This is a genomic window from Belnapia sp. AC561 (assembly GCF_979252845.1).
The window spans coordinates 58,562-78,813 of sequence record NZ_CEEDBP010000030.1 but is presented as its reverse complement, the minus strand read 5'-3'; the positions used below and the strand labels follow the sequence as shown (position 1 = coordinate 78,813).

Annotated in this window: 25 protein-coding genes; 7 read left to right on the top strand and 18 right to left on the bottom strand. The window is 64.4% G+C overall.

All coding sequences use genetic code 11. The annotated features are described in order from the left end of the window. Positions 1-569 precede the first annotated feature (569 nt). Positions 570-842, top strand: a complete 273-nt coding sequence (locus AC0IW9_RS21655) for a hypothetical protein (RefSeq protein ID WP_471650382.1) — start codon at positions 570-572, stop codon at positions 840-842. Between the two features lie 817 nt (positions 843-1,659). Here the strand turns inward: AC0IW9_RS21655 and AC0IW9_RS21650 are convergent. The 5 genes from AC0IW9_RS21650 to AC0IW9_RS21630 all read right to left on the bottom strand — a co-directional run bounded on the left by AC0IW9_RS21650 (position 1,660) and on the right by AC0IW9_RS21630 (position 4,243). Then, positions 1,660-2,124 (bottom strand): hypothetical protein, encoded by a 465-nt coding sequence (locus AC0IW9_RS21650; RefSeq protein ID WP_471650381.1) that lies wholly within the window; start codon positions 2,122-2,124, stop codon positions 1,660-1,662. Positions 2,125-2,127: 3 nt separating this feature from the next. After that, a complete protein-coding gene (locus AC0IW9_RS21645; protein WP_471650380.1) occupies positions 2,128-2,673 on the bottom strand; it encodes a hypothetical protein in 546 nt (181 codons plus the stop codon). Positions 2,674-2,686: 13 nt separating this feature from the next. Beyond that, a complete protein-coding gene (locus AC0IW9_RS21640; RefSeq protein ID WP_471650379.1) occupies positions 2,687-3,055 on the bottom strand; it encodes a hypothetical protein in 369 nt (122 codons plus the stop codon). Positions 3,056-3,181: 126 nt separating this feature from the next. Continuing rightward, complete coding sequence (locus AC0IW9_RS21635; RefSeq protein WP_471650378.1) at positions 3,182-3,919, bottom strand: hypothetical protein; 738 nt, start codon at positions 3,917-3,919, stop codon at positions 3,182-3,184. An 81-nt stretch (positions 3,920-4,000) separates the two neighbouring features. Beyond that, positions 4,001-4,243 (bottom strand): hypothetical protein, encoded by a 243-nt coding sequence (locus tag AC0IW9_RS21630; RefSeq protein ID WP_471650377.1) that lies wholly within the window; start codon positions 4,241-4,243, stop codon positions 4,001-4,003. 112 nt (positions 4,244-4,355) lie between these two features. On the opposite strand from AC0IW9_RS21630, the gene AC0IW9_RS21625 reads away from it, so the two are divergent. Continuing rightward, positions 4,356-5,117: a hypothetical protein gene (locus tag AC0IW9_RS21625; RefSeq protein ID WP_471650376.1), complete on the top strand. Its 762-nt coding sequence runs from the start codon at positions 4,356-4,358 to the stop codon at positions 5,115-5,117. Positions 5,118-6,179: 1,062 nt separating this feature from the next. Here the strand turns inward: AC0IW9_RS21625 and AC0IW9_RS21620 are convergent. The 11 genes from AC0IW9_RS21620 to AC0IW9_RS21570 form a co-directional block, all read right to left on the bottom strand. Further along, complete coding sequence (locus tag AC0IW9_RS21620) at positions 6,180-6,770, bottom strand: hypothetical protein (RefSeq protein ID WP_471650375.1); 591 nt, start codon at positions 6,768-6,770, stop codon at positions 6,180-6,182. A gap of 177 nt (positions 6,771-6,947) precedes the next feature. Then, on the bottom strand, positions 6,948-7,328 hold the full coding sequence (locus AC0IW9_RS21615) for a hypothetical protein (RefSeq protein ID WP_471650374.1): 381 nt from the start codon (positions 7,326-7,328) through the stop codon (positions 6,948-6,950). 292 nt (positions 7,329-7,620) lie between these two features. After that, the gene (locus AC0IW9_RS21610) at positions 7,621-10,173 is read right to left on the bottom strand and encodes a hypothetical protein (RefSeq protein ID WP_471650373.1); all 2,553 of its coding nucleotides are present in this window, start codon (positions 10,171-10,173) and stop codon (positions 7,621-7,623) included. Beyond that, the gene (locus AC0IW9_RS21605) at positions 10,173-10,709 is read right to left on the bottom strand and encodes a hypothetical protein (RefSeq protein ID WP_471650372.1); all 537 of its coding nucleotides are present in this window, start codon (positions 10,707-10,709) and stop codon (positions 10,173-10,175) included. Before AC0IW9_RS21605 ends, AC0IW9_RS21610 begins: the two co-directional genes overlap by 1 nt. Further along, the gene (locus tag AC0IW9_RS21600; protein WP_471650371.1) at positions 10,706-10,885 is read right to left on the bottom strand and encodes a hypothetical protein; all 180 of its coding nucleotides are present in this window, start codon (positions 10,883-10,885) and stop codon (positions 10,706-10,708) included. Before AC0IW9_RS21600 ends, AC0IW9_RS21605 begins: the two co-directional genes overlap by 4 nt. 133 nt (positions 10,886-11,018) lie before the next feature. Next, positions 11,019-11,240, bottom strand: coding sequence for a helix-turn-helix domain-containing protein (locus AC0IW9_RS21595; protein WP_471650370.1), 222 nt, complete (start codon positions 11,238-11,240; stop codon positions 11,019-11,021). A 631-nt stretch (positions 11,241-11,871) separates the two neighbouring features. Continuing rightward, positions 11,872-12,015: a hypothetical protein gene (locus tag AC0IW9_RS21590; protein ID WP_471650369.1), complete on the bottom strand. Its 144-nt coding sequence runs from the start codon at positions 12,013-12,015 to the stop codon at positions 11,872-11,874. A 129-nt stretch (positions 12,016-12,144) separates the two neighbouring features. Beyond that, positions 12,145-12,318 (bottom strand): hypothetical protein, encoded by a 174-nt coding sequence (locus AC0IW9_RS21585; RefSeq protein ID WP_471650368.1) that lies wholly within the window; start codon positions 12,316-12,318, stop codon positions 12,145-12,147. A 163-nt stretch (positions 12,319-12,481) separates the two neighbouring features. After that, positions 12,482-12,853, bottom strand: a complete 372-nt coding sequence (locus tag AC0IW9_RS21580) for a hypothetical protein (RefSeq protein WP_471650367.1) — start codon at positions 12,851-12,853, stop codon at positions 12,482-12,484. Further along, positions 12,850-13,071, bottom strand: a complete 222-nt coding sequence (locus tag AC0IW9_RS21575) for a hypothetical protein (RefSeq protein ID WP_471650366.1) — start codon at positions 13,069-13,071, stop codon at positions 12,850-12,852. Before AC0IW9_RS21575 ends, AC0IW9_RS21580 begins: the two co-directional genes overlap by 4 nt. Then, complete coding sequence (locus AC0IW9_RS21570; RefSeq protein WP_471650365.1) at positions 13,068-13,490, bottom strand: hypothetical protein; 423 nt, start codon at positions 13,488-13,490, stop codon at positions 13,068-13,070. The genes AC0IW9_RS21575 and AC0IW9_RS21570 overlap by 4 nt, the downstream gene beginning before the upstream one ends. 159 nt (positions 13,491-13,649) lie before the next feature. Here AC0IW9_RS21570 and AC0IW9_RS21565 point away from each other — a divergent pair, with 159 nt between their 5' ends. Both AC0IW9_RS21565 and AC0IW9_RS21560 read left to right on the top strand, forming a co-directional pair. Continuing rightward, on the top strand, positions 13,650-13,889 hold the full coding sequence (locus AC0IW9_RS21565) for a helix-turn-helix domain-containing protein (RefSeq protein WP_471650364.1): 240 nt from the start codon (positions 13,650-13,652) through the stop codon (positions 13,887-13,889). Positions 13,890-14,140: 251 nt separating this feature from the next. Beyond that, entirely contained in the window at positions 14,141-14,479 is a 339-nt protein-coding gene (locus AC0IW9_RS21560; RefSeq protein WP_471650363.1) for a MarR family transcriptional regulator, read from the top strand. Between the two features lie 43 nt (positions 14,480-14,522). Here AC0IW9_RS21560 and AC0IW9_RS21555 read toward each other — a convergent pair whose 3' ends face one another. Continuing rightward, positions 14,523-15,545, bottom strand: a complete 1,023-nt coding sequence (locus tag AC0IW9_RS21555) for a sensor histidine kinase (RefSeq protein WP_471650384.1) — start codon at positions 15,543-15,545, stop codon at positions 14,523-14,525. 235 nt (positions 15,546-15,780) lie between these two features. Between AC0IW9_RS21555 and AC0IW9_RS21550 the strand changes: the two genes are divergently transcribed. Next, a complete protein-coding gene (locus AC0IW9_RS21550) occupies positions 15,781-16,479 on the top strand; it encodes a thermonuclease family protein (protein ID WP_471650362.1) in 699 nt (232 codons plus the stop codon). Between the two features lie 123 nt (positions 16,480-16,602). After that, positions 16,603-17,313 carry an AbiU2 domain-containing protein gene (locus AC0IW9_RS21545; RefSeq protein ID WP_471650361.1) on the top strand — a complete coding sequence of 237 codons (711 nt, stop codon included), beginning with the start codon at positions 16,603-16,605 and terminating at the stop codon, positions 17,311-17,313. Between the two features lie 36 nt (positions 17,314-17,349). Here AC0IW9_RS21545 and AC0IW9_RS21540 read toward each other — a convergent pair whose 3' ends face one another. Then, positions 17,350-18,732, bottom strand: coding sequence for a tyrosine-type recombinase/integrase (locus AC0IW9_RS21540; protein ID WP_471650360.1), 1,383 nt, complete (start codon positions 18,730-18,732; stop codon positions 17,350-17,352). Between the two features lie 353 nt (positions 18,733-19,085). Here AC0IW9_RS21540 and AC0IW9_RS21535 point away from each other — a divergent pair, with 353 nt between their 5' ends. Beyond that, positions 19,086-20,225: a patatin-like phospholipase family protein gene (locus tag AC0IW9_RS21535; RefSeq protein WP_471650359.1), complete on the top strand. Its 1,140-nt coding sequence runs from the start codon at positions 19,086-19,088 to the stop codon at positions 20,223-20,225. The last annotated feature ends 27 nt before the right edge of the window (positions 20,226-20,252 follow it).

Below are 20,252 nucleotides of genomic sequence, written 5' to 3'. Positions count from 1 at the left end.
GCCGAGGGGCAACTGAATCACCATCGTGCAGCCCGTGGGATCACAAGCGATTCAGTCAGGCTGGAAACCGCTCTAGCACCCCGCAGCTCTTCGTCCGACCACTGACCTATCAGCAGGGGCGTCGCCCCGTCCCTATGAGCGTAGGCTTCGGTCATGTGGTTCGTTCGCAAGGCGAAGGTGATTGCGAAGGTCACCTCGAACTGAATGCCGCCAGCACAGAGCGTGACCGAGCGCCGCCAATGACCCTCATCTCTGCCATGCTGCGACCAAGCGCCGACGCTCAGCACATCATAGCCAAAGTCATAACAGCGGAAACGATGCTCAGCCGATCGAAGTCGCCGCTCGGTTAGCTTTGCATGCACCAACCGAGGATTCATGGACAGCCTTTCACTTAAGAAAGCCAAGCTTGCCGCAGACAATACCAAGCATCTACTAATCGAAGGTGGATACGACGTCGGCAATGCTAGCGGAGCGCGTGTTGCCTCCGTTCGCCGCAACTTCGTCAAAAGATGGCATGCAGGGCGGTGTCAGGTCGCGTCCTGTCCCTTTGTCCTTAGGGTGGAACACCCATGCCGCAACTGAGCCATGCCGATCCCATCCGCCCTTCGCGCAAGCTGATGGTAGGCGGCGCGCTGTTGCTTGCGGCCAGCATCGTTGGCGTGCTTGTCGGCCTGACTTATCGACTGGCCCGGGATCTTGGTGCTGTGTGCGTCTTTACCGCCGTTGGCGGCGCCATGTTGCTCCGGCGCGGCCTCTACGGCAGCCGATCGCCTTCAGTTGGCGGGGACAGTGATGCATGGAGTGGCGGAGACGGCGACGGTGATAGCGGCGGGAGCGAGTAGCCGTAAAGCCCTCGCTCCGCTGATTGACCTACAACTCCCCGGCCCAGGTGCATGCGCACTGCGGACGATACCCTCACCACTCCATAGGGTATCGTCAGTGGCGCCCCCCTTCTTCGCCAAGGAGTGTCCATAACTGCGATCCCCATGCGGCATTGCCGCGCCGGGTACCATCACGCCGTTGATCACCTGCGGCCCGAAACCTGCGCCGCCGGCGAATACCTTATGCGGCCGGATGCGTAGCTTTTAGCTCAGCACCGGGCACAGCCGGAGCCACACCCGTATCGTTCATGTCGTCGTCTTGCTCAACATAGTCCGACACGAAGCCCACTTGGCTTTGTATCATAACCAAGACGCCTAGAACGCAGCCAGACAATGCCGACAAATCACCGAGATGATCGCCACCTCCATAGGCATAACGTGCCGCACACAGAGCCGCCGTGACGACGCTGAAAATACCAATCCAAAGCCACAAATTATCTGTGATGTGCGCGCTCGCATACCGCGTTGACGCCCGATAGAGCCGCATTGGCATTGAGGCATTCCTTGAAGGTGGTGCCCCGGCACCCTGATTAGGTCACCTTCTGCGAACTACTTCTAGCCCTGCTGGTCAGCTGATCTTCGCTTCGGACAATGCTCATGCGGCTGACTAGCCGCCTAGGGCCACCGTCGGCCGCCCAGACAGCAGGGCGTTCAGCTTCCGGACCGTTCTAGGCGCCAAGCTAGCGAAGGTGAACGCGGGGCCGCCAGGGGGCTTCGTCCGGACTGCGGCGTCATCCCCCGCAGTCCATGCGCTGTCGGCCCTCAGGGAGACGGGTGATCAGTAATCCACCCCTTCGATTGGGCCCAGCGGATCGAAACTGCCGGTCGGATGTGGCCAGCCACGCCCGCGGCCTGAAAGCTGCCGCTCCTTTTCCAGACGCTCCTGCTGGAGCCTCGCCTCTCTTGCCGCCTCTTCGCGGTGATAGCGCTGCGTATCGACGAACTGAGAGCCAAGATTGCTGATGCCGACCCGAGGTGGCGGGGCCGGCGGCTCCGGCTTCAGCAAGCCGGTCGCCGGGTCGAGGATCTTTCGCGCGTCGACCAGCTCGCGGACCTTCTCCGGCGGTAGGCGCAGGGTATCGCCGTCTGTCAGGATAAGCGGCGACATGCCCTCCACCCCGCTGGGGTGCGGCGTCACGGCGAGCTTTGCGAACGGTGCGACGGTAACCAGTACGCCGTCCGTGCACGGCGCAACCGCGGTCGCCGTGAAGGGGATGCCAGTCGGCCCGTAAAATGTAGTCATGGCTTACCTCCACCCGGGGAAACTGGCGCGCGGTCCGCGGTTCGGCAGCGGCGGCAGAGCGACGTCGAGGGGGCCGGCGTCGCGCACGGCCTGTCGCTCGTACGCCGCCATGATATTGTCCAGCAGCCGCTGCCGTGCGCTTGTGGCGGCGTCTTCGAGCCGAAAGCCGATGGTGAGTATCGGCGGGATCTTCGGGAACTCGTCGCGCTGCCAGGCCTCCAGAGCGCTGATGGCCTCGGCGACGTCCTCCGCCTCGGTGCGCAGGGCTGCGAGCGCCTCGCGGCCCTCGGCCTGATAGAGGTCGGCGCGCATGTCGGGCAGGAGCGCAGCGATGCGATCGGCCGCCAAGCGGGCCTTTGCGGCATCTTCCTCAGCCCGCAGCATGGATTTTTCGTCCAGCTTGAGCAGACCTTCGCGGCGGCTCTTATCGAGCGTTGCAGCCCGGGCAACCAGGTCAGCGCGCAGGCCTTCGGCCTTGCTAATTGCCTCGCGGAGCATGCCGGCGTCGGCGTGTTTCGGATGGAGGGCCAGGACTTCTTCGAGTTTCATGGCTTCGATCCCTTCAAAAGCGGCCGGGCTGTAGCTTGCGGGCGGTGGCCAGGACACCCGCGGCGATCTTCTCTGCCTCGGTCCGCGGTGCGGGTGCGGCACCGGGCTTCCCGGCGCTGAGGATCCGCGCGGCCAGCTCCTGCGCCGTCGGCTCAGCCGCACGCTTGGACGACATGGCCGCCACCTGCACGGGCGGCAGGTTCGCGTTGAGGTGCAGGAAGCGGCTGGCCGGCGCCGGCGTGGCCACCTGAGCCCGCGTCGACCGCTCGGACGGCAGCGACGCGTTAGTCTTCGCCGCCTTGGCCTGGGTGACCTTGGACTTCCGGGTGAGCCCGCTGAGGTGGGCGAGGCGAACAGCAAGGGGTGATGGCAGGGCGGACATGCTCGAGGGCTCCTGATGAGCCTCGAACATCGCAGCGATGGCCTGCAATCTCCTGCGGAGAATTCTGCACGTGGCCAGGCCGATTGGCGCCAGCGATATGCACTGACGCTTGGTGCTGCGCTGCCACTATCTGCAGGAGGTCACGTAACTGCCAAGTTGACGACAATGAATGAATGTCGATCCGCCACCAACCTGTGGAGAGTAAATCTGCGGAGGCTGATAGTTGTAGTTCATTGCTGCTGGCGGCGAGTAGGTCGGGCTCTGCAACTGCGGAATGTAGGTATTGTCTGCCTGCGCTCGGGCAGAGGCCAGGGCAAGTTCAGCTTGATGTTGCTGCGCAAAGCCATTTGCGGTCTGGCGCATGTGAGCATCAATTTGCGCTCTGATGCTGACGTCTTCGGATTGCATCCGCCGATTGGCATCTCCTAAAGTTAGTTGACCCCGCATCAAGTCAGCAACGATCAAAGCATCGTCGCGGAGATCGGCTTCAACAATATTAAAGAGGGTCGGATCAATTGATCGAATGGGTGCGCCGTAACTATTCCAACACTGAGCAACGCCTTGCTGCAAAGCGACAATCCGTTTCATGTCCGTTGCGGTTGGCTTTGCTGTGTTCGAAAGTTGCTCAACCGTCATACCAGCAGAATTATGCAATGGGATAAGTGCGGCAGCTGCAGCACTGTCAGAATTCTGCAAAAGTTGTTCTGAGCACGCCTTCACCGTGTTTTCCGCTAACGAGCCTACGCTCCGATAGTGAGCCATCTGGCGCTGGGCATTTGTCATGCTTGGACCGCTCGGTGAACTGCCTGAGGAACATGCGCTCATTACAGTTGCTGCGACGACAAGAATGCCAAACTGTTTCATGTGTAAATTCCTAAGATTGCATATCTTTTAGCAGCAACCTCAGATGGCTAAAAAGGAGGGCTAGCCTTCACTTTGGCGCTTTTACTCATTTGCAGCCCACCCGGCGTGGTCGGCGAGGTCACCGCGAGCGGGGACGATCAGCGAAATGCCGGCACTGACCCGGCTTGCTGCTGCCGTCAGCTGGCCGAAGCCGCTCGGCCCAGCCAGCACGCCGGCGCGGCGGGTCAGTTGATTGGCCAAGGCATTCACCTTGGCCAGCGGCGCAGTGATTTTGTCGGTGAGCGTCAGGGAGAGCGAGAGATTGCCGGCGGAGGCGACGGCCATGGCAAAGACCTTTCATCGATGCAGTTTGTAGGACCGAAGCGCATGCCCCGTGTCATCCTGCAGCGGGGCGCAGTGTCACGCTAAAGGTCGGAGAGGGCGAAGGGAGGGGCGCATGAGGAAGCGTGCATACGAAAAGCCGCAACGCGGCACCAACTATCGCCTCACCGTAAGGCAGCATGTGTTCCCGACCGCTAGTATTTCCCGCTTCTCCGGAGCCGATGGCACGGTTGCAATCTACGTATTGGCGCGCCGCACTTCTTGGCGGTCCGCTCCAACCGACCAAATTTTTTGTGCTCTCCGGGTTTGGGATCAGCGGGCCGAGCAGGGATACATGCGCGCTATTGAAGATTCGTTCCAAGCCTTAGCCGAGCGGCTGATTGCTGATCCAAGTTTGGACTTGGCGCCTGAAGACCACGGTGCCGCCAGCCGCTTCTTCGCACTGTGGCATAGTCGGGCGCGATATCGCTTTGCACCGGACGATGTCGTGCAACTCGATGGCATTGAGGGCCATGGCTTGACCAAGGATCAGGAAGAGCGACTTGAGAGCAAGTGGACCGGCTACGTCCGCGACGGCGGCGTCCCTGCAAGGCAAATGTACGGCCTTAGTATTCAACGCGATATCGACATACTCACGCATCAGCTAAGCGAACGTAGCTGGGGTCTACTAAAGTTGAGCGAAGGGGAGCTTATCGTTCCGGATACGCCGGACCGGTATTTCATACCACTGACGCCGACACTCTGCCTTGCCTGGGGGCATGACACTGGAACCATTTTAAGTGGAGACGCCAAAGTGCTGAATCGAACATTCGCAGCGGGGTGCAGAGACTACTGGTTTTGCCGAAGCCTGCCGGCCTACGGGCTGGAGACCAAATAGGCGTTAGCCGTGCTCCCCCTACCGACCCACGGACGAGGCCTGCCGGATCACCGCCGCCGCACCTTCATCGGTGTCTGCCGTCAAAGCTGCCAAGGCGTCGTGGATGGCCCGGGTGAGCACCGCCTCGATCTCTGCCGGGTCCGTCAGCCGGGCCAGCTTGCCCGCTATCGTCAGGAGTGCTGGGCGGGACGATGCCGACGATGCCGTCCGCAGTGATGAATGGCGGTGAGCCCGTGCTATGGCTCAGGATCGGCCAGAGGGTTGCGGAGATCCCAAGTGACAGCTGCATCCCCCGTAACCGAGAACACCACCTGGAGGCCACACACTCGAGCCGGCGCGCTGCTGTCAGAAGCCCTCCGAGCCTTGTCCAGAAGACGCATCATGCCGCGTTCCATGTGGTTTGGCGACGCGGCTGAGACGCGAACTTCGTCGTCCGACAGCCTCTTCCGATCAGGATCCATGAAGCGGGCGGGGGAGGTCGTGAGGTCCCTGGGCCCACCGAGCCGCCAGCTCATCTATGGCAACACGCACTGCAAGGCTTAAGACGAGGACTGCTGCTGTACCGACGAAAAAGGCGACCATGGCGAAACTCCAGTGCCTGTTCCCCCCTCGCTTGTCGTCATGCTGCATCGCAACATGGATGCCGTGCAAGCATTAAATGGGTGCCATCCTGGGCGCGAGATCGACCGGCCGGTTAACATTACAGATCCAAATACATGAAAGGCTTAAGCTAGATTTTGCTGGCTTTAGTTGATAGTGCTTGTGCAGACTGCAGGCCGGTACCGAGGCGTTGGTAGAGTGCCATCGAGAGGGCGCTATGCGACAACACGTCATCATCGCCACCGATCTCCTGCCGGACATAGCCCCGGCTCAACTTCACTATTTCGCCGGATACCTGGACCAGGGGCGCAGTTTCGAACCGATTTGGACCCGTGATCCTTGGCGAGCTTGCCAACTCGACGAGGCCGCGGTCGGGGTCGAGCTCACATTGCTGGCCGGCATTTGCCCCGGAACATTTTTGAAGTCGTGGTCGTTAGACGCCATAGCATCAAGGAAGGCGGACTAAGCCTTCGACAGCGTGCCTCCCCGTCGGTGCTCGTCTTCGACCTCTTGCCATTCCGCCTCGGTCATCGGTGCTTCCGTGAACCAGGGGTGATCGGCCCAGGTGGCGAAGCCTGGCGGTAGGTCATCGTCGTCGTCCAGCAACTCGACCGCCACTGCCCTATTGCGTGCGACCAGCCGCTCGGCAACCTCGCGTGCGGCCGCGGGTGAGAGGTGATCGCGGAGGATGATGTACGCATCTCCAGCATTGGCCGCCACGCCCTGAAGGTTCAGCGCTCCCGGGTACTCCCTGGCCTGCTGGTATTCTAATTCCTGCGACCAGGGCCGGTCACCGATGATCGGCACCGCGTTACCCCCGCGGGAGGGAAGCACCGCGGCCGCGTTACCTTTGCAGATTGCCCGCGCCGTCTGCGGCTTCAGGGTAACAGGGTTGAGCCGCGATCGGCCGGCGCTGGATAGCGCCAGATTGGATGCTTCCACGTCGACGTGGTCGCCAACCATCTTGACGTAGCCTCGCGTCTTCCATTCGCTGACCGTCTTTCGGCTTACGCCTTGGAGGCGCGCAAACTCGGCCTGGCTGCAATGCGTCATCGTTACCTGTTACCCAATTTTGAAAGTCTTTAGCTAGGGACGCACCGGGCTGCGAAATGCCCCCCGGTCGAAAAAACGCGCGGAAGGACCCAGACCCGGGGGGTACGCCCCCCGGTCGCCCTCGGCCTGCCCACCCAACCACCGCCGGCACCAGGGGCAGGAGGTGCACCGCCCGCCTCACTCGGCACCCGCCTCGGCCTTCAGGACGTTCGTGATGGTCCGCGCACTCAGACCCCAGGCTTTGCCGTCATTCAGCTGCATGATGCGATGGAGCACTATCCGCCGCGGGTAAGGGTCCAGCGGCTCGGCCAAGTCTCGCTCCCTCGCCCACGCACCACACGTGATGTAGCGCTCCAGAGCGGTCGCCAGGGCCGTAGCAGCCTGGGCGCGGCAGAGCCCGGGCGCGACAAGCTCGGCGGCATAGCGGATGGCGTCATCACGCGCGGCCAGCCGCAGAGCCCGGGCCTGCCAGCGCGGCACGGCAAGGTGGCGGCGGACGAGGTCGGCATGGTCCGGAGGTAATGCGGCGAGGATGGTGGCGAGGGTTGGAGCGGTCATGGCTCGCCTCCCCAGATGATAGCGCGTTCGGCGTCTAGATCCGGGTCAGGGGTTTGCAGCGCTTCGAATGCATCCATGGCGGCCTGCGCGAGCCAGGATACCCGTGCGTCGTGGCAGCTCTCGGGATCATGCGGAGGGTTTGTAGGGTTTGGAGGGTTGCTTTCAGCCCGTACCCCCAAACTGTCAGCGCACTCGTTGCGTAATCCGGTATCGTAACGTGACAGTTCGCGCGGGGTACCGGAAACAAACCCTCCAAACCCTACAAACCCTCCAACGGAACCGTGAGCGGCGTTCATGGGCGGTGGCTCCAGCCCGGTGGCGGTGGGGGTGCGACCACCCACCGCACAACCCCGCCGTGGGCTTCGCCGGCACTACGCTTGAGCCGCAGGCCGCCAACGATCCGCCCCTCATGGCTCAGCAGCCACTTGCCCATCCGCTTGGTATTGATCTCGCCACGCTCGCCGAACATGCGGATCAGCACGTCGCGCAGGTCAGGGAACCGGTAGTCGGTCGGTTCGCCCATCTGGCTCTCTTCCTTGAGCCCAACTCGCGCCGCCACCTCCCTCGCCGTATAGCCATCGCTGCCCAAGGCGGTATGCCAGAGGCCGATGACCTCCCTTATTTCGGCAAGCTCGGGATCATCCTCCCGCGCCGCCTCCATCGAGGCCGCGGGATCCTCGGCGCCCAGCCACACCAAGGCGGACCGCACCGCGTTCGACCAGTCCTCGAAGGAAGCAATCGGCTTCAACAGGTCCGGCCGGCCGGCCGCGGCGTAAGCCCGCACGATGATCAGACAGGCCGAGACGTACCGGCCGCGATCGGCCATGACCGTGGCGATCGGGTCCGCCTTGAACTCCCGCAGCTCTGGTCGCTCGACCCCGGCGTCGAGGCTGCAGAGGATGGTACGGCGGACCATGTCACCGCGGACCCGCAGGTTGTTGCCGGTGGCGAAGATGGTGGAGCGGCTCTCGATCTCGACGATGTCGGAGCGGCCCAGGGGACGGATGCGGACCAGGGGGCGTTCGATCGCTTGGCAGAGGAGGTCGCCGCCGAGCTCACCGTTGACGTTGTCCAAGCTGCTGATCGGGAAGCCGGCGAGCAGCAGGCCTACCAGCCGCTTCTCTGTCTCGGCTTCGTCCGGAGCCGCGCTGGCGACGGGGCAGGGGCGGCCGGTGCTGATCGCACTCGCCACGTCGGCCAGATAGGACTTGCCGGTGCCGGCCGTGTAGGCCTTGAAGGCGTGCAGCGGCACCACTGACAGGGCACCCCGCACCACCGGGGTGATTAGCCCGGAAAGGGCAACCGATCGGCTGACGGTATCCACGAAGGGAAACTCGTCGAGCAAGGCGTTCAGCAGCTTCAGTGCCTTTTCGGCGTCGGCCCGGGTCGGCGCATTCACCGCGGGGTGCAACTGCAGATCCGGATCCTGGAGGTGGTAGAGGCGGGTTGCGGCGTCATAGCCCGGCGCGGCGAGGATGCTGCCATCTGGCCGGAGCGTCGGTGTGGTGATGACGCCGGCGATGCGGGGGAAGCGCCAGTCGCCGGCGCGGCTGAGGATGGTCTGCGCCACCGCCATGGGCGGGTTCACCTCGAGCCACTCATTGGCTCGTGCGTCGAAACGCTCCCAGGTGGCCGCGCCACAGAGGTGGTCGACCAGCCCATGCGCCGTCACCCCGATCAGGCAGGCCGAGCGGGTGGTGCGTCCCCTCGAGGCCGGTACCAGTTGCTCTGCCGGCCGGACCAGGTCGTTGCCGCGTTGATAGATCGGCTTGCCGGCGGCCAGGAGGGCATCCTCGCCGGCGGTGGCCTCGTTGTGCAGCTGACCACCGCGGAGCTTGATCAGCGGCCCGCTGGCGCCGGCGGCTTCGAAGATCCGGCGCGCTTCCCGGCCGGCGTTGGCGTCGCCTTTCTCCCGCATCCAGGCCGCAGTCTCGGGATCCTCCCGCAGGGCGGCGCACATCGCTTCGAAAGTGGCACCGTCGCGGACGAGCTGCTTGCCCTTGCGGAAGGCGGTGGCGCTGCGGGACCTGTCAGTAGGCCCTTTTACCTTCGCCCCGGCCGCCCCGGCATCCTTGCTGCCCCGTGCGGGGTCGGCCGCGGCGAACGCGGGCCCGTCCGTGGTGATCAGCTTCAGGAGATTGGCGGCCGGGATCAGCCGGAACTCTTCCGGCGCTTCCGGCAGCCGCTCCCCGGTGACGGCAAAGAACCGGTTACGGAGATGAAGCTCGATCGCCGGCGGATGCTCGCGGCCTGCTTCGGCCGTCCATTTCCAGGTCCGGCTGAATTTGTATTCCTCCGGCTTTCCATCAGCTGCCGGCTTGCTAACGCCCATTGCCTTCCGCAGCGGCAGGAAGTCACTGCTGGCAACGGTGAAGAACAGCTTCACGCCGGTCTGGCTGGGCGACACCTCGGCATAGGTGTCGAACGCGACCAGCACTTCCTCGGCCCACGGTGCGAGCTTGCCGGTGGTGGGATCACGGCAGCTGTCGAGGTCCAGGCCGCCAGTAAAGACGTTGGTGGACAGCTCGGTGAACTCGATGCCGACACCGCCGGTGCCGTAGGGCAAGGCGAGCTTGGCGAGACGTGCCTCGGCCTGCGCCCGGGTGCCCCATGTGGCGGGAGCGTTGGCCCTGGCCTTGTCGTCCCTGGCGCCGGGGCTGCTCAGCGGGTTGAAGGGGACCTTGGTGGCCTTCCGGTCCTTCTCATCCTGGACTTGCCAGGCGACCCAGCAGCGGGCACTGGCGAGCGTGGCCAGGGTGACCCGCCCATCATCGGTCTCGGCATCGCGCTCGCTGGTCCAGGCGGTGTCGGTGCCGTCGCCCAGGTCGCTGTTCAGATGGTCCATCACTGCACCGCCGAACCCGGCGGCGGGCCCTCGATCGGGTGCACGCCGCCGTTGCTCGGCAGCAGGTTGAGCACTTGCAGGTTCGGCGTGACACGCTTCGCCAGGTCGTACCAAGCTTGATGGTGCCCCGACCGCATCTCGACCATGAGGAGCCGGCCGGTGCCCACCGCGGCCACCGTGGCGGCCAGGTAGTGCAAGTCCTGGCCGCCGGTCGCATGGAACATGCCCCGACGCGCCCAGCGCAACAGCTTGACCGCCTGCGGCCATCCGTCGGGGCCGGTCGCACTCGGCAAATCGTCCAGCAGCAGGATCACGGTCGGCCGCTGGAACTTCAGCGCCTTCGACGAGATGCGCTGGCCGCCGTGCGCCATGACTAGGTTGATGACGCCATCCCGTGCGGCGCGGAGGAGCGGGGTGCGGAAGCCTTCGCCGGCCTGCTGCAACCGGACGATGGTCTCGCTGATGACGTCACGATTGTTGAGGTTGGTGCCGACGGCAGTGACCGTCACGCCGGGGCGGGGATGGATCACGTTCACTGCGCGGCCCCCCGCAGCTCGGCGGCACGCGCGGCCAGCTGCTCAGCGGCAACGTGATGGCCCATCTGCAACTCGAAGTCCGCGAGACGGTCCAGGCGAGCGGGGCACAGGGCCGGCGCGGAATAGGACTGAAGTGGGCGGTAGTCGGTGGGCTTGGTGATGGTGGTGGAGGACATGCGCTTCCCTCGATTGAGGGCGCGGATGGGGCTTGCGAGCAGCCGACAGCATTGGCTAGAAGGGGTTGTCGAGGTCCCGTCTAGCCTATCTGCAGTCCGCCGGTGGTAGCCCCGCCGCGCGGGCTGTGTTGCTTTAGGCCGCGTAGCGCGGCAGCGAGGCGATCCACTGACGCAGGCTGGCGTCCAGGATCAGGGTGCGGCGCCCGGCCTTCACGGCCTCCAGCTTCCCGGCATTGAGCGCGTTGTAGACCTTGTTCCGGGAGAACCCAGTGAGGGCCATGGCGCGCTCGATGCTGTGCGTGAGCGGCGCGGGGCTATGCAGAAGCGGCGCGGAATGTGGCTGGTTGGTCTGCATTTCGGAGCGTCCCGTGACGTGAAGGGACCTCTTAATAACGACGAATATTGGCCATATGGAACAGCGTTTTCATGTCGAAACCAGGGGTGTTGGTTTCGACATGTCGAAACCTGGGGGGTGGGTTTCGACATGTCGAAACCTAGGGGGTAGGTTTCGTCACCTCTGGATCCTCGGTTAAATCCCGCCCTTCCTCGATCCGCCGGGAGACATGTCGCGTTTCGGTGAGCCCGAGCGTTTCCGCGATCGCGTGCAATGCTTGCTTCGCTGGAATGCCTGCTGCCCGCGCGGCTTGATACCAACGATATTCGTGCATCTTTGCAGTTGTAGCAGCCAATGAATCGAACGCACTCCACCCTTTTCGCGTGAGCTGCAGGGCAGAGGGTACAAGCTTCATAGCCTTGTCCAATGGGATTGTTCTCGCGGCCGTGTGCTGCTTCCACTCGTCCGATGCGATGTAGTCCTGCCAAGCCTCTCCAGAGCGAATGCCGCGGACTGGCGGCGGCTCGATGCGTTCGTCGAAACCGCTTGAGAGGTTCTGAAGCTCGTGTGACGCTTGCAGCAGGTAGTCCGCTATCCAAGGCGGGATGGTCAGCGGCTTGTCGCAATGCGTCGAGTATTCGCCGTTGGCCTGTTAGGCGCAGTAGTCCAGCGCCATCCAGACATACATTGGGTTTTGGGTCTTCTCGGCCAACTGACGGAAGCGCTCGATAGTTGCTTCGCAGTCCAGAGGATCGGAATTCGACCCCACCGGCGGTGGTGGTTCTTGGTTGTCCATGCATCGTCTCCGCGACGTGCCCCGCGCTGCTGGTTGGCGGGGCAGCCGGAGCGGAGAACCGGCGTTCGGGGATCAACCTAGCCCCACCAGTGCGCACCATAGCGCATACGGCCGCGATTAAGGACCTGCTCATCCGCGCAGTTCCTCGACTAGGTAACGATCGAGCGTCACGGGCCCGGCCGTATACTCGATTGGCTCCGCCTCGCCGTCATCGTCAGGCTCCAGGTCCGGGTCGCCGTCCAAGGCATCGAGGGCCGCAATGGCCGCCTCGACGGCCGCCTCCAGCCGCTCGCGGCGGGTCATCGGCCGACGGCTAGCGTGACGGGCGCTCACGACAGTCCCAGCCACGCCAGCGCCGCGGAGAGCACCAGGAGTAGGGCGATGAGCATACCCTCCGCTGTGGGGAGGGCATCTACAGTGGTGATACCCCTCGCTGGTCTGAGGGTATCGTTACTACCGACCCCCTTCATGACCGCCCTCCCGCGATGATCGCCCGCAGGTCGGCGAGGCAGGACCGCAACAGGTCGGCCTCTTCGCTGGTCATGCTGCTCGGCGCGCCGCTTTCGCCGAACCAATAGAGCCCGGCTGCCAGCTTCGCCTCCAGCTCGACCAGACTGCCGGCCGGCGCTTCAGCTAGGGCCGCCGTCGCCTCCCCCTGCGCCTCGCACCAGGCGTCGGTGGCGTCATCGCTAAGGCCACGGCAGCCTGAACCGTCGCGGTAGGGCTGATAGGCTCCCCATGCCGCTGCGAAGGCGCTGGAGGCCGCCGGCGTGGGCAGGGCGGCAATCGCCGGCACGGCCACCAGGCCGCCCAGCAGGGTGCGCCGGGTTCCGCTCATGCTGCGGCCTCCGGCTGGGGGGCAGCGCCTTCGCAGCGCAGGATCTCAGCCCGGTCCAACAGTGCATCCGCGATGAACCGCAGCATCTGCGGCGCCACAATGCCAATCCCCGGCTCATTACGGCCAAGCCCGGTAGCCACCATGCGTACCAGCAGGGCACCGGCCTCAACGTATTCGGCCGCCACATCGATATCGGGCGTCGGGCTGTCGGGTGTCATGCAGCACCGCCAGTCAGCCGCAGCAAATCGTGCAGCAGCTCCCAGGCCATATGCGCTGCCGCTGTATTCGCAGGCTCCTCGGAGCCATCGAGGTTCCGCGCCTCGATCTTGGCGACCAGCGCCTTGGCCCGCATGCCGGCCAAGGTGACAGGGCGAGCATCGTGAATGGCGTCCCGGGAAACCACGTAAGCCTCCCAGGCAGGGCACTTGTCGAAGATGAGTGGCGAAGTGCTCGCCGCGTCAAACAAGGCCGGATGCCGGGCGCAGAGGGCGATCAGCTCGGAGTCGGGATTGGGCGGAAGTGGTGAAGCCAGCGGGGCCGCGGCAGCAGCCCCGGGCAGAACAGCGGCGCCGAGTAACAGGGCGCGGCGGGTGGGTCTTCTTCTGTCAGCGTCCGTGGTAGTCAGATGGCCAGCCATTGCTTCGCTCCTGCAAGCGTTGTGGGTGGTCAGGCCGATCAGGGGTGCTTCCAACACCCCGATCGGCCGCTTTATGTTGCGACGGCGCCGCATCACGCTTATTGTGTAACCTTGCTCAGCATGAGCAGTCAACTCAAATCGAGTAAGGTTGCTCATCGCGTGGAACTCAGCCCTGCCCAGTGTCGCGCCGCCCGCGCTCTCCTGAACTGGTCGCAGGATCAGCTCGAAGCGTCAGCTAAGGTCGCGCGGAAAACGATTGCCGACTTTGAGCGTGAGGCACGGCAGCCGTACGACCGCACCCTCGCCGCCATTCGCGCCGCCCTCGAAGCCGCCGGCGTTGAGTTTATCGCGGAGAATGGCGGCGGGGCCGGGGTGCGGCTCAGGAAGACGAGCACATGAGCCTGCGACCGCCCGATGGCCCGGAGGGAGGATCCGCGTTTATCGCCTCCGTCCGCATGATGCCTAACGGCGAGTGGCGCGCCACGTGCCAGATACGTATGAGCGACGGGAGCGCGAGAGATGCCCAGACCTGGGTCTTCGAGAGCGAAGGCCAGGCGCGCGAGTGGATTACGTCCGAGGGTCTGAAGCGCGGATTTAGCTCAGTAACCTGGGGATAGCCTTGGCTGTTGGTGGCTGCGGATGGAGTGCTCATGACTGACACACCGGATCCCCTGCTAAACATTATCCGGCTGACAATTCTTTCCGAAGTCCGCTCGGATCAACCGGACCTGAACCTGCGCCAGCTGGCGGTATTGCTGACCGTTTATGGGGCGGACGAGCCGCAGACCGTGCGCGGCTTGGCGAAGGAACTGAACATCAGCAAGCCTGCTGTCACGCGGGCGCTCGATCGGTTGTGCGATCTCGACTTTGCCCAGCGCGCAATCGATCGTCTGGACCGGCGAAGTGTCGACGTGGTGCGAACCGCGGCGGGGGCAGCGATGATGCAGCGCTTGGCGGATGTGATGGGAAAGGTCAGCCGCGGCGACTGATTGCAGGCCTGCTTAACGGACAAGCATGGAACAGCAGCAGTGTTCAGGAGCCGACTGATTGAGGCCGCAGGATCGGCGCTTCAGCGGCGAAGCTCAGCACACAGCGGGTTCCGCCAGATGGCGACTGACCGCGGCGAAAACCACCGCGCAACTGGGCTGCCAAGCCACGCAATAGTCTCGTCCCTAAGGTCCGGCTGGCGGCGCTGTCAGGCTCAACGTCATGGTCCCGCGGAAGGCCAATCCCATCGTCTTCAACGATAAGCTCGAAGCACTCGTCAATGCGGCAAAATCTAATAATGATTGTACCATGTCGTTCGTCAGGAAAAGCATACTTCAGGGCATTCGTCACCAGTTCGTTTAGGACCAGTCCAAGCGTCACCGCACGTTCAGTATCAAGTATGTGGTTTTCGGTATCAACCCGAAGTGCAACCGGGCGCAATCCGTCCAGTGCCGTGCGGTCCAGGTCCTCGACCAGTCCTTTGATGAAACTCACACTTTCGACATAGGCACCACACTCATCCGCTTCTGCCACTTCAAGTCGCCGGTGCACATTGGCTAAGGCGCGAGCGTGACCGGCCGCTTCCCGTAATGCCTCTTTTGCTTCCGGGCTGGCGCCTCGAGCGCGCAGGAGGAGAAGGCCAACGAGTGACTGCAGGTCGTTCCTTGCCCTGTGACGAAATTCTCGCAGCAGGAAGGCGCGATGATTTTCGGCGGCGCGGAGACGTGCGCTTCTCTGGTGCAATGTTTCAATAACCAGTGACGTGACAACACCTGTGAGAGCAAAGGCTGTTAGGCCGATCAACTGATCAGGTTGCGCAACCCAAAAGCTGCCAACCGGATCCATGTACATCCAACTTACTGCGCAGATGGCTAGGCCGGTAGCGAACAGGCCTGCCGAGCCTCCAAAACAAACCGCTGTCGTGAGCACCGCGATCCCGCCGAGCGCTAAGGGATACCTCAGACCCAAGATGGGATCGAGCGCGTACCTGGCGCAGAAAGTAAGCGCGACAATCGCTGCGGCGCCAGCATAGCGGATGGGCTTTGGTTGGTTCCTTGTACGTATCACCAGATGGTCGAACACGTGAGATAGCGGCACGGTGCCCACACTCGGCTTAGTTGTATCGACAGGCGTATCACAACCTGAAGTATGCGCCAATCAATAGATGACCTTGTTGCGGTTGTGCGGAGGAATGCGGTGATAAGAGCGATGATTAGCCGGTCAGACAACGCTGACTGCCGCAGTCGTGGATCGGCTCTCCTTAAGCTCTACAACCAGCACGGGAGATATGGCAGGTTGAAGAATGCCTCGTACCCTGCGCCGCGTCTCAGCCGCTTTCTTCATCCTTTTCGCTCTTCAGTTCGTCCCGCCTGCCCGGAGTGCTGAGCTGCTCGGCCGGGTCGTTGGTCTTGCTGACGGCGACACGCTGACTTTGCTTACCGCCGAACGCCGCCAGGTGAAGGTCAGGCTGGGCGAGATCGACACTCCCGAGAGCCGGCAACCCTACGGCACTCGCGCGCAGCAGGTGCTGTCCGGGCTCGTCTTCGGCAAGGACGTGCGGATTGTGGTGCAGGACACGGATCGATACGGCCGAACCGTGGGACGGGTCTACGCCGGCTCGCAGGACGTGAACGCCGAGATGGTTCGGCTGGGAGCCGCCTGGGTCTATCGCCAATACAGCAGAGACGCGGACTTGCTGCGGATCGAGGCAGAGGCGAAGGCGGCAGGCCGTGGGCTTTGGGCGCTGCCTGAGGCTGAGCGCACCCCACCGTGGGAGTGGCGTGCCGCCAGGCGGAACGGTCAGGCTAGCGTGACGGCAGAGGCGCCGGTGGCAACTCCCCGCTCCTTACCAGCGGCGAACAATGGTTTGAGCTGCGGCGCGAAGCAGTATTGCCGGGAGATGGTTAGCTGTGCCGAGGCACGTTTTTACCTGCAGCAATGCGGGCTCTCGCGCCTGGACGGGGACCGAGATGGGGTGCCTTGCGAAACCCTATGCAGGTAGGACCGCTGCCGCCATCCGCACCGCCCTGGTGGCCGCCGGTGTGGAGTTTATCTAGGAGAATGGGGGCGGGGGTACGGTTGAAACGGTCTGGGATTTGAGCGAAGCATTAAGAATATGAAAGTGGTGTCTGCCTATATTTCGGCTGATCGATGCGAGGAAATCTCTAGGCAGCTAGGGTTAACTGTTCTCGCAGCCGTGCAAACACGAGCACTTATCGAGGAGGCTAATGCCGATCGCGCCCTCATATCTGCCTTCAATGAAACTTATCAGGGGCACGGGTTAGCAAATATCCGTTTTTTATTGATGCAGTCTTTGCTGATGCAAATAGTTCGGTGCTGGGATAAATATGGCAATAATCGCGCAAGCTTTGCTAGTTTGGTTTTCCATTTAAAACTACCGGGAGTAATTGGTGTTTTTGCGGAGCGAGCTGCCGCTTGGCATCCCGGGGGGCTCTTTGCACAGCGAAACCGCGAGCTAATCGTAGAAAGGCTGCCAAAGCTTTTAGAGAGCATTGAAGTGCATAGCGGCCCGGATCATCAAACGCGACTTTCCCGATTGAGAAACTATAGAGATACTTACGTCGCGCATAACTTAAACAAAAATGAGGAGAAACCTCTTTATAAGGATATATTCTCATTGCTTGATGAAACCATGATATTGGTGGATGAAGCCGAGCTTATTTTGCGGGGCCACAACCCTTTAATGGATGATAATCATAAGGAGAGTGTTCGGCAGGCCCGGTCATTCTGGTATTCAGTGCGTGTTGGACAAGAAAAAGTTAAGCAGGAAGAAGCGGCACAAGCCTCGGGCCTGAATGACTTTCTGAAAGATTAGCCAATCGGCGCACGGGGAAGCCACGAGCAAGAAACTCTATCCAGAGCCTCCACCCCCTGACTGGCGCACAACCTTCGCCGCCTTCGCCCCTTCGCAGAACACCCCCCACGCCTCCATGAGCGGCCGCCGCTGCTCCAGCATGTCCGACCCGCGGTAGGCTGCCCGGACAGCGTTCTCGTCCTCATGCGCTAGGGCCTTCTCTGCCGCCTCGCCGGCGTCGGGCCGGGTGTCGTCCACCCAGCTGCGGAAGGCTCGCCGGAAGCCATGCGGCGTGGACTGCCGCCCGTCCACGTCGCGCCAGGGCGGCGCTGCCCCCGCCGGCGCCGCCTCGTTCATGCGCCGGATGCAAGCGCCCAGGGCGGCATCGCTCAGGGCCCGGCCTGTCGGGGATGGGAACACCAGCGAGGCGCCCTTCAGCGCGCCCTGAGCCGCCAGCGCTGCCGGCTGCATGGCCTGGCCGGTCTGGACCACCGCCGCCCGGGCCAGCACCGCCAGCATCGCCTCCGATAGCGGCACCCGGTGCGGCGGCATGGCCTTGGCGCGGCCGCCCTTCATGCGCTCGGCCGGGATCGTCCAGGTCATCGTGCCGAAGTCCAGCTCCGACCAGCGCGCGTTGCGCACCTCGGCCGATCGGACGGCGGTGAGGATCCCGAAGCGCAGCGCCAGGGGCGCCATGTCATCGCCGGCGCCAAGAGCGGCCAGGAAGCTCGGTACGCGCTGCCAGGGAAGCGAGGGCTGCTTCTGCTCGGGCGGCTGCTTCGGCAGGGCTTTCGTCAGCCGCAGGACGCGGCCGGTGGCGGGGTTATCGGTCGATCGCCAGCCAAGGGCCGCGGCGTAGTCCAGCACTGCGGCCAGGCGGCGCTGCAGCTTCCGGGCTGTCGCTGGTCGCTCGGTCCAAACCGGTGTCAGTGCGGCGACCACATCCTCCCGGGTCACCTCCCCGATCGGCCGGTCACCGATCGCCGGGTAGGCGTGCTTGTCCAGCGTCAGGCGCCAGCTGCCCATCGTGCGTTCGCTGGTCCAGCCCGGGGACTGCGCCTTGATCAGGCGCTCGGCCACATCCCGGAAGGTCCGCCCTTGCCGGATGGAGGCATCCGCCTTCTCGGCCGCGGCAATGCGCTCCGCGTCCTTCCGCTGGGTGATGGGATCCTGCCCGGCCTCGACCAGCTGCGCCGCCTCGGCAGCCTTCCGCCGAGCCGCGGCTAGTCCGATGGCCGGGTATGCCCCAAGGCCCATGTCCCGACGGCGGCCCTGCAGCATGAACCGGTACAGCCAGGCTTTGCCGCCAGCGGGGCGCACCTCGAGGAGCAGGCCCTTCCCGTCCGAAAGCCGGTAGACCCGCTCCCTTGCCTTCGCAGCAGCAACGCCACGTTCGGTCAGTTTCGGCAAGCTGTGCACCCTCCTGTCGGGAGGGAACACAACTGACCACCCCCACAATCACCCCCACACTACGACTGAAACACGACAGGACGCAATGAAACGGGGCGAGCCGGAAAATGGCCTTTAAGCTCACTTCTGGCCGAGAGCCCAAAATGCAGCGGGACGTTATGGGACCTCAGTTGTAATCCCGCCGCGGACACCACCCTTCCTGCCAACCCAGGCCGTGACCGCGCCACGCGGGGAACCCGCAGGCCCGCGGGCGATTTCCACCCCATGCCGAAGTACCGACCCGCATGAGGAAGACCGGAATGGCGCCCGCGCCCCACCGGCCGGGGGCCCCGCCAGCTGCCGGGCCCCTCCCGCCGGGCCCCTCCCCTCTCCGCCCCAGCCGCATGGACAGCACCGAACCGCGACGGGCCCTGGTGCTCTCGGGCGGCATGGCGCTCGGGGCCTTCGAAGCCGGCGCCTATGCGGCGCTGGAGGAGGCCGGCACGCCGCCGCCCGGGATCATCGCCGGCAGCTCGGCCGGCGCGGTGAATGCCGCCATCATCGCCGGCAACCCGCCGGGTGCTCGGACCGCGGCGCTGCGGCGCTTCTGGGACTGGGCGGCGACCGAACCGACGCCGGCCACCACCTTCCTGCTCGGCCCGCCCCCCGCCGCGGGCGCCTGGCGCACCGCCTACAACGAGGCCAGCGCCTGGCAGACCCTGCTGTTCGGCCATCCCCGGCTGTTCCGCCCGCGGCTGGCGCCCGGCCCACGCATCGGCCGGGCACCGGCGCTCTTCGACCTCGCGCCGCTGCTGGCGCGGCTGCCGGACTGGATCGACTTCGAGCGGCTGAACAACGGGGAGCAGCGGCTGATCCTCGCCGCCACGGATGTCGAGAGCGGGGAGCGCGTGGTCTTCGATACCGCCGCCGGGACGCGGATCGGCCCGCGCCATGTCATCGCCTCCTGCGCGCTGCTGCCGGTCTTCGCGCCGGTGGAGCTGGACGGGCGGCTGCTGGCGGATGGCGGGCTGGCGGCCAATGCGCCGCTCGGCCTGGTGCTGGACGCCGCGCGCGACCAGGCGCTGGACTGCATCCTCATCGAGCTTTTCGCCCGCGCCGGCAGCCGGCCCCGTACGTTCGGCGCCGCCATCAGCCGGGCGGCCGACCTCGGCTTCGGCAACCAGACCGAACGCATCCTGGAAGGCCAGCGGCGGGAGCATCACCTGCGGGGACTGGTCGGCCGCCTGGCGGCACGGCTGCCGGAGGCCCTGCGCGCCGAGCCCGAGGTGGCGGCGCTGCTGGCGGAAGCGCCGCCGGCCCCGCCGCTGCGGCTGGTGCGGATCGGCTACCGGGGTGGCCGCGACGAGGCCGGTCCGGTCAAGCTCTTCGACTTCTCCACCGCCAGCCTGGCCGAACGCTGGGCCGGGGGCGCCGACGCGATGCGCCAGGCGCAGCATTGGCTCAGGGCGCCGGGCCTGCCGGATGGGACGTTGCAGCTGCATGAGATCGAGGCCGGGCCGGCCGCGGCAACGCAGTCGGCGTGAGGGCGTTCGGTAAGTCCCTGCCACCAC

Coding starts and splice junctions, on each gene's coding strand:
- AC0IW9_RS21655 (WP_471650382.1), top strand. CDS start 570: ATGCCGCAACTGAGCCATGCCGATCCCATCCGCCCTTCGCGCAAGCTG.
- AC0IW9_RS21650 (WP_471650381.1), bottom strand. CDS start 2,124: ATGACTACATTTTACGGGCCGACTGGCATCCCCTTCACGGCGACCGCG.
- AC0IW9_RS21645 (WP_471650380.1), bottom strand. CDS start 2,673: ATGAAACTCGAAGAAGTCCTGGCCCTCCATCCGAAACACGCCGACGCC.
- AC0IW9_RS21640 (WP_471650379.1), bottom strand. CDS start 3,055: ATGTCCGCCCTGCCATCACCCCTTGCTGTTCGCCTCGCCCACCTCAGC.
- AC0IW9_RS21635 (WP_471650378.1), bottom strand. CDS start 3,919: ATGAAACAGTTTGGCATTCTTGTCGTCGCAGCAACTGTAATGAGCGCA.
- AC0IW9_RS21630 (WP_471650377.1), bottom strand. CDS start 4,243: ATGGCCGTCGCCTCCGCCGGCAATCTCTCGCTCTCCCTGACGCTCACC.
- AC0IW9_RS21625 (WP_471650376.1), top strand. CDS start 4,356: ATGAGGAAGCGTGCATACGAAAAGCCGCAACGCGGCACCAACTATCGC.
- AC0IW9_RS21620 (WP_471650375.1), bottom strand. CDS start 6,770: ATGACGCATTGCAGCCAGGCCGAGTTTGCGCGCCTCCAAGGCGTAAGC.
- AC0IW9_RS21615 (WP_471650374.1), bottom strand. CDS start 7,328: ATGACCGCTCCAACCCTCGCCACCATCCTCGCCGCATTACCTCCGGAC.
- AC0IW9_RS21610 (WP_471650373.1), bottom strand. CDS start 10,173: ATGGACCATCTGAACAGCGACCTGGGCGACGGCACCGACACCGCCTGG.
- AC0IW9_RS21600 (WP_471650371.1), bottom strand. CDS start 10,885: ATGTCCTCCACCACCATCACCAAGCCCACCGACTACCGCCCACTTCAG.
- AC0IW9_RS21595 (WP_471650370.1), bottom strand. CDS start 11,240: ATGCAGACCAACCAGCCACATTCCGCGCCGCTTCTGCATAGCCCCGCG.
- AC0IW9_RS21590 (WP_471650369.1), bottom strand. CDS start 12,015: ATGGACAACCAAGAACCACCACCGCCGGTGGGGTCGAATTCCGATCCT.
- AC0IW9_RS21585 (WP_471650368.1), bottom strand. CDS start 12,318: ATGACCCGCCGCGAGCGGCTGGAGGCGGCCGTCGAGGCGGCCATTGCG.
- AC0IW9_RS21580 (WP_471650367.1), bottom strand. CDS start 12,853: ATGAGCGGAACCCGGCGCACCCTGCTGGGCGGCCTGGTGGCCGTGCCG.
- AC0IW9_RS21575 (WP_471650366.1), bottom strand. CDS start 13,071: ATGACACCCGACAGCCCGACGCCCGATATCGATGTGGCGGCCGAATAC.
- AC0IW9_RS21570 (WP_471650365.1), bottom strand. CDS start 13,490: ATGGCTGGCCATCTGACTACCACGGACGCTGACAGAAGAAGACCCACC.
- AC0IW9_RS21560 (WP_471650363.1), top strand. CDS start 14,141: ATGACTGACACACCGGATCCCCTGCTAAACATTATCCGGCTGACAATT.
- AC0IW9_RS21550 (WP_471650362.1), top strand. CDS start 15,781: ATGCCTCGTACCCTGCGCCGCGTCTCAGCCGCTTTCTTCATCCTTTTC.
- AC0IW9_RS21535 (WP_471650359.1), top strand. CDS start 19,086: ATGGACAGCACCGAACCGCGACGGGCCCTGGTGCTCTCGGGCGGCATG.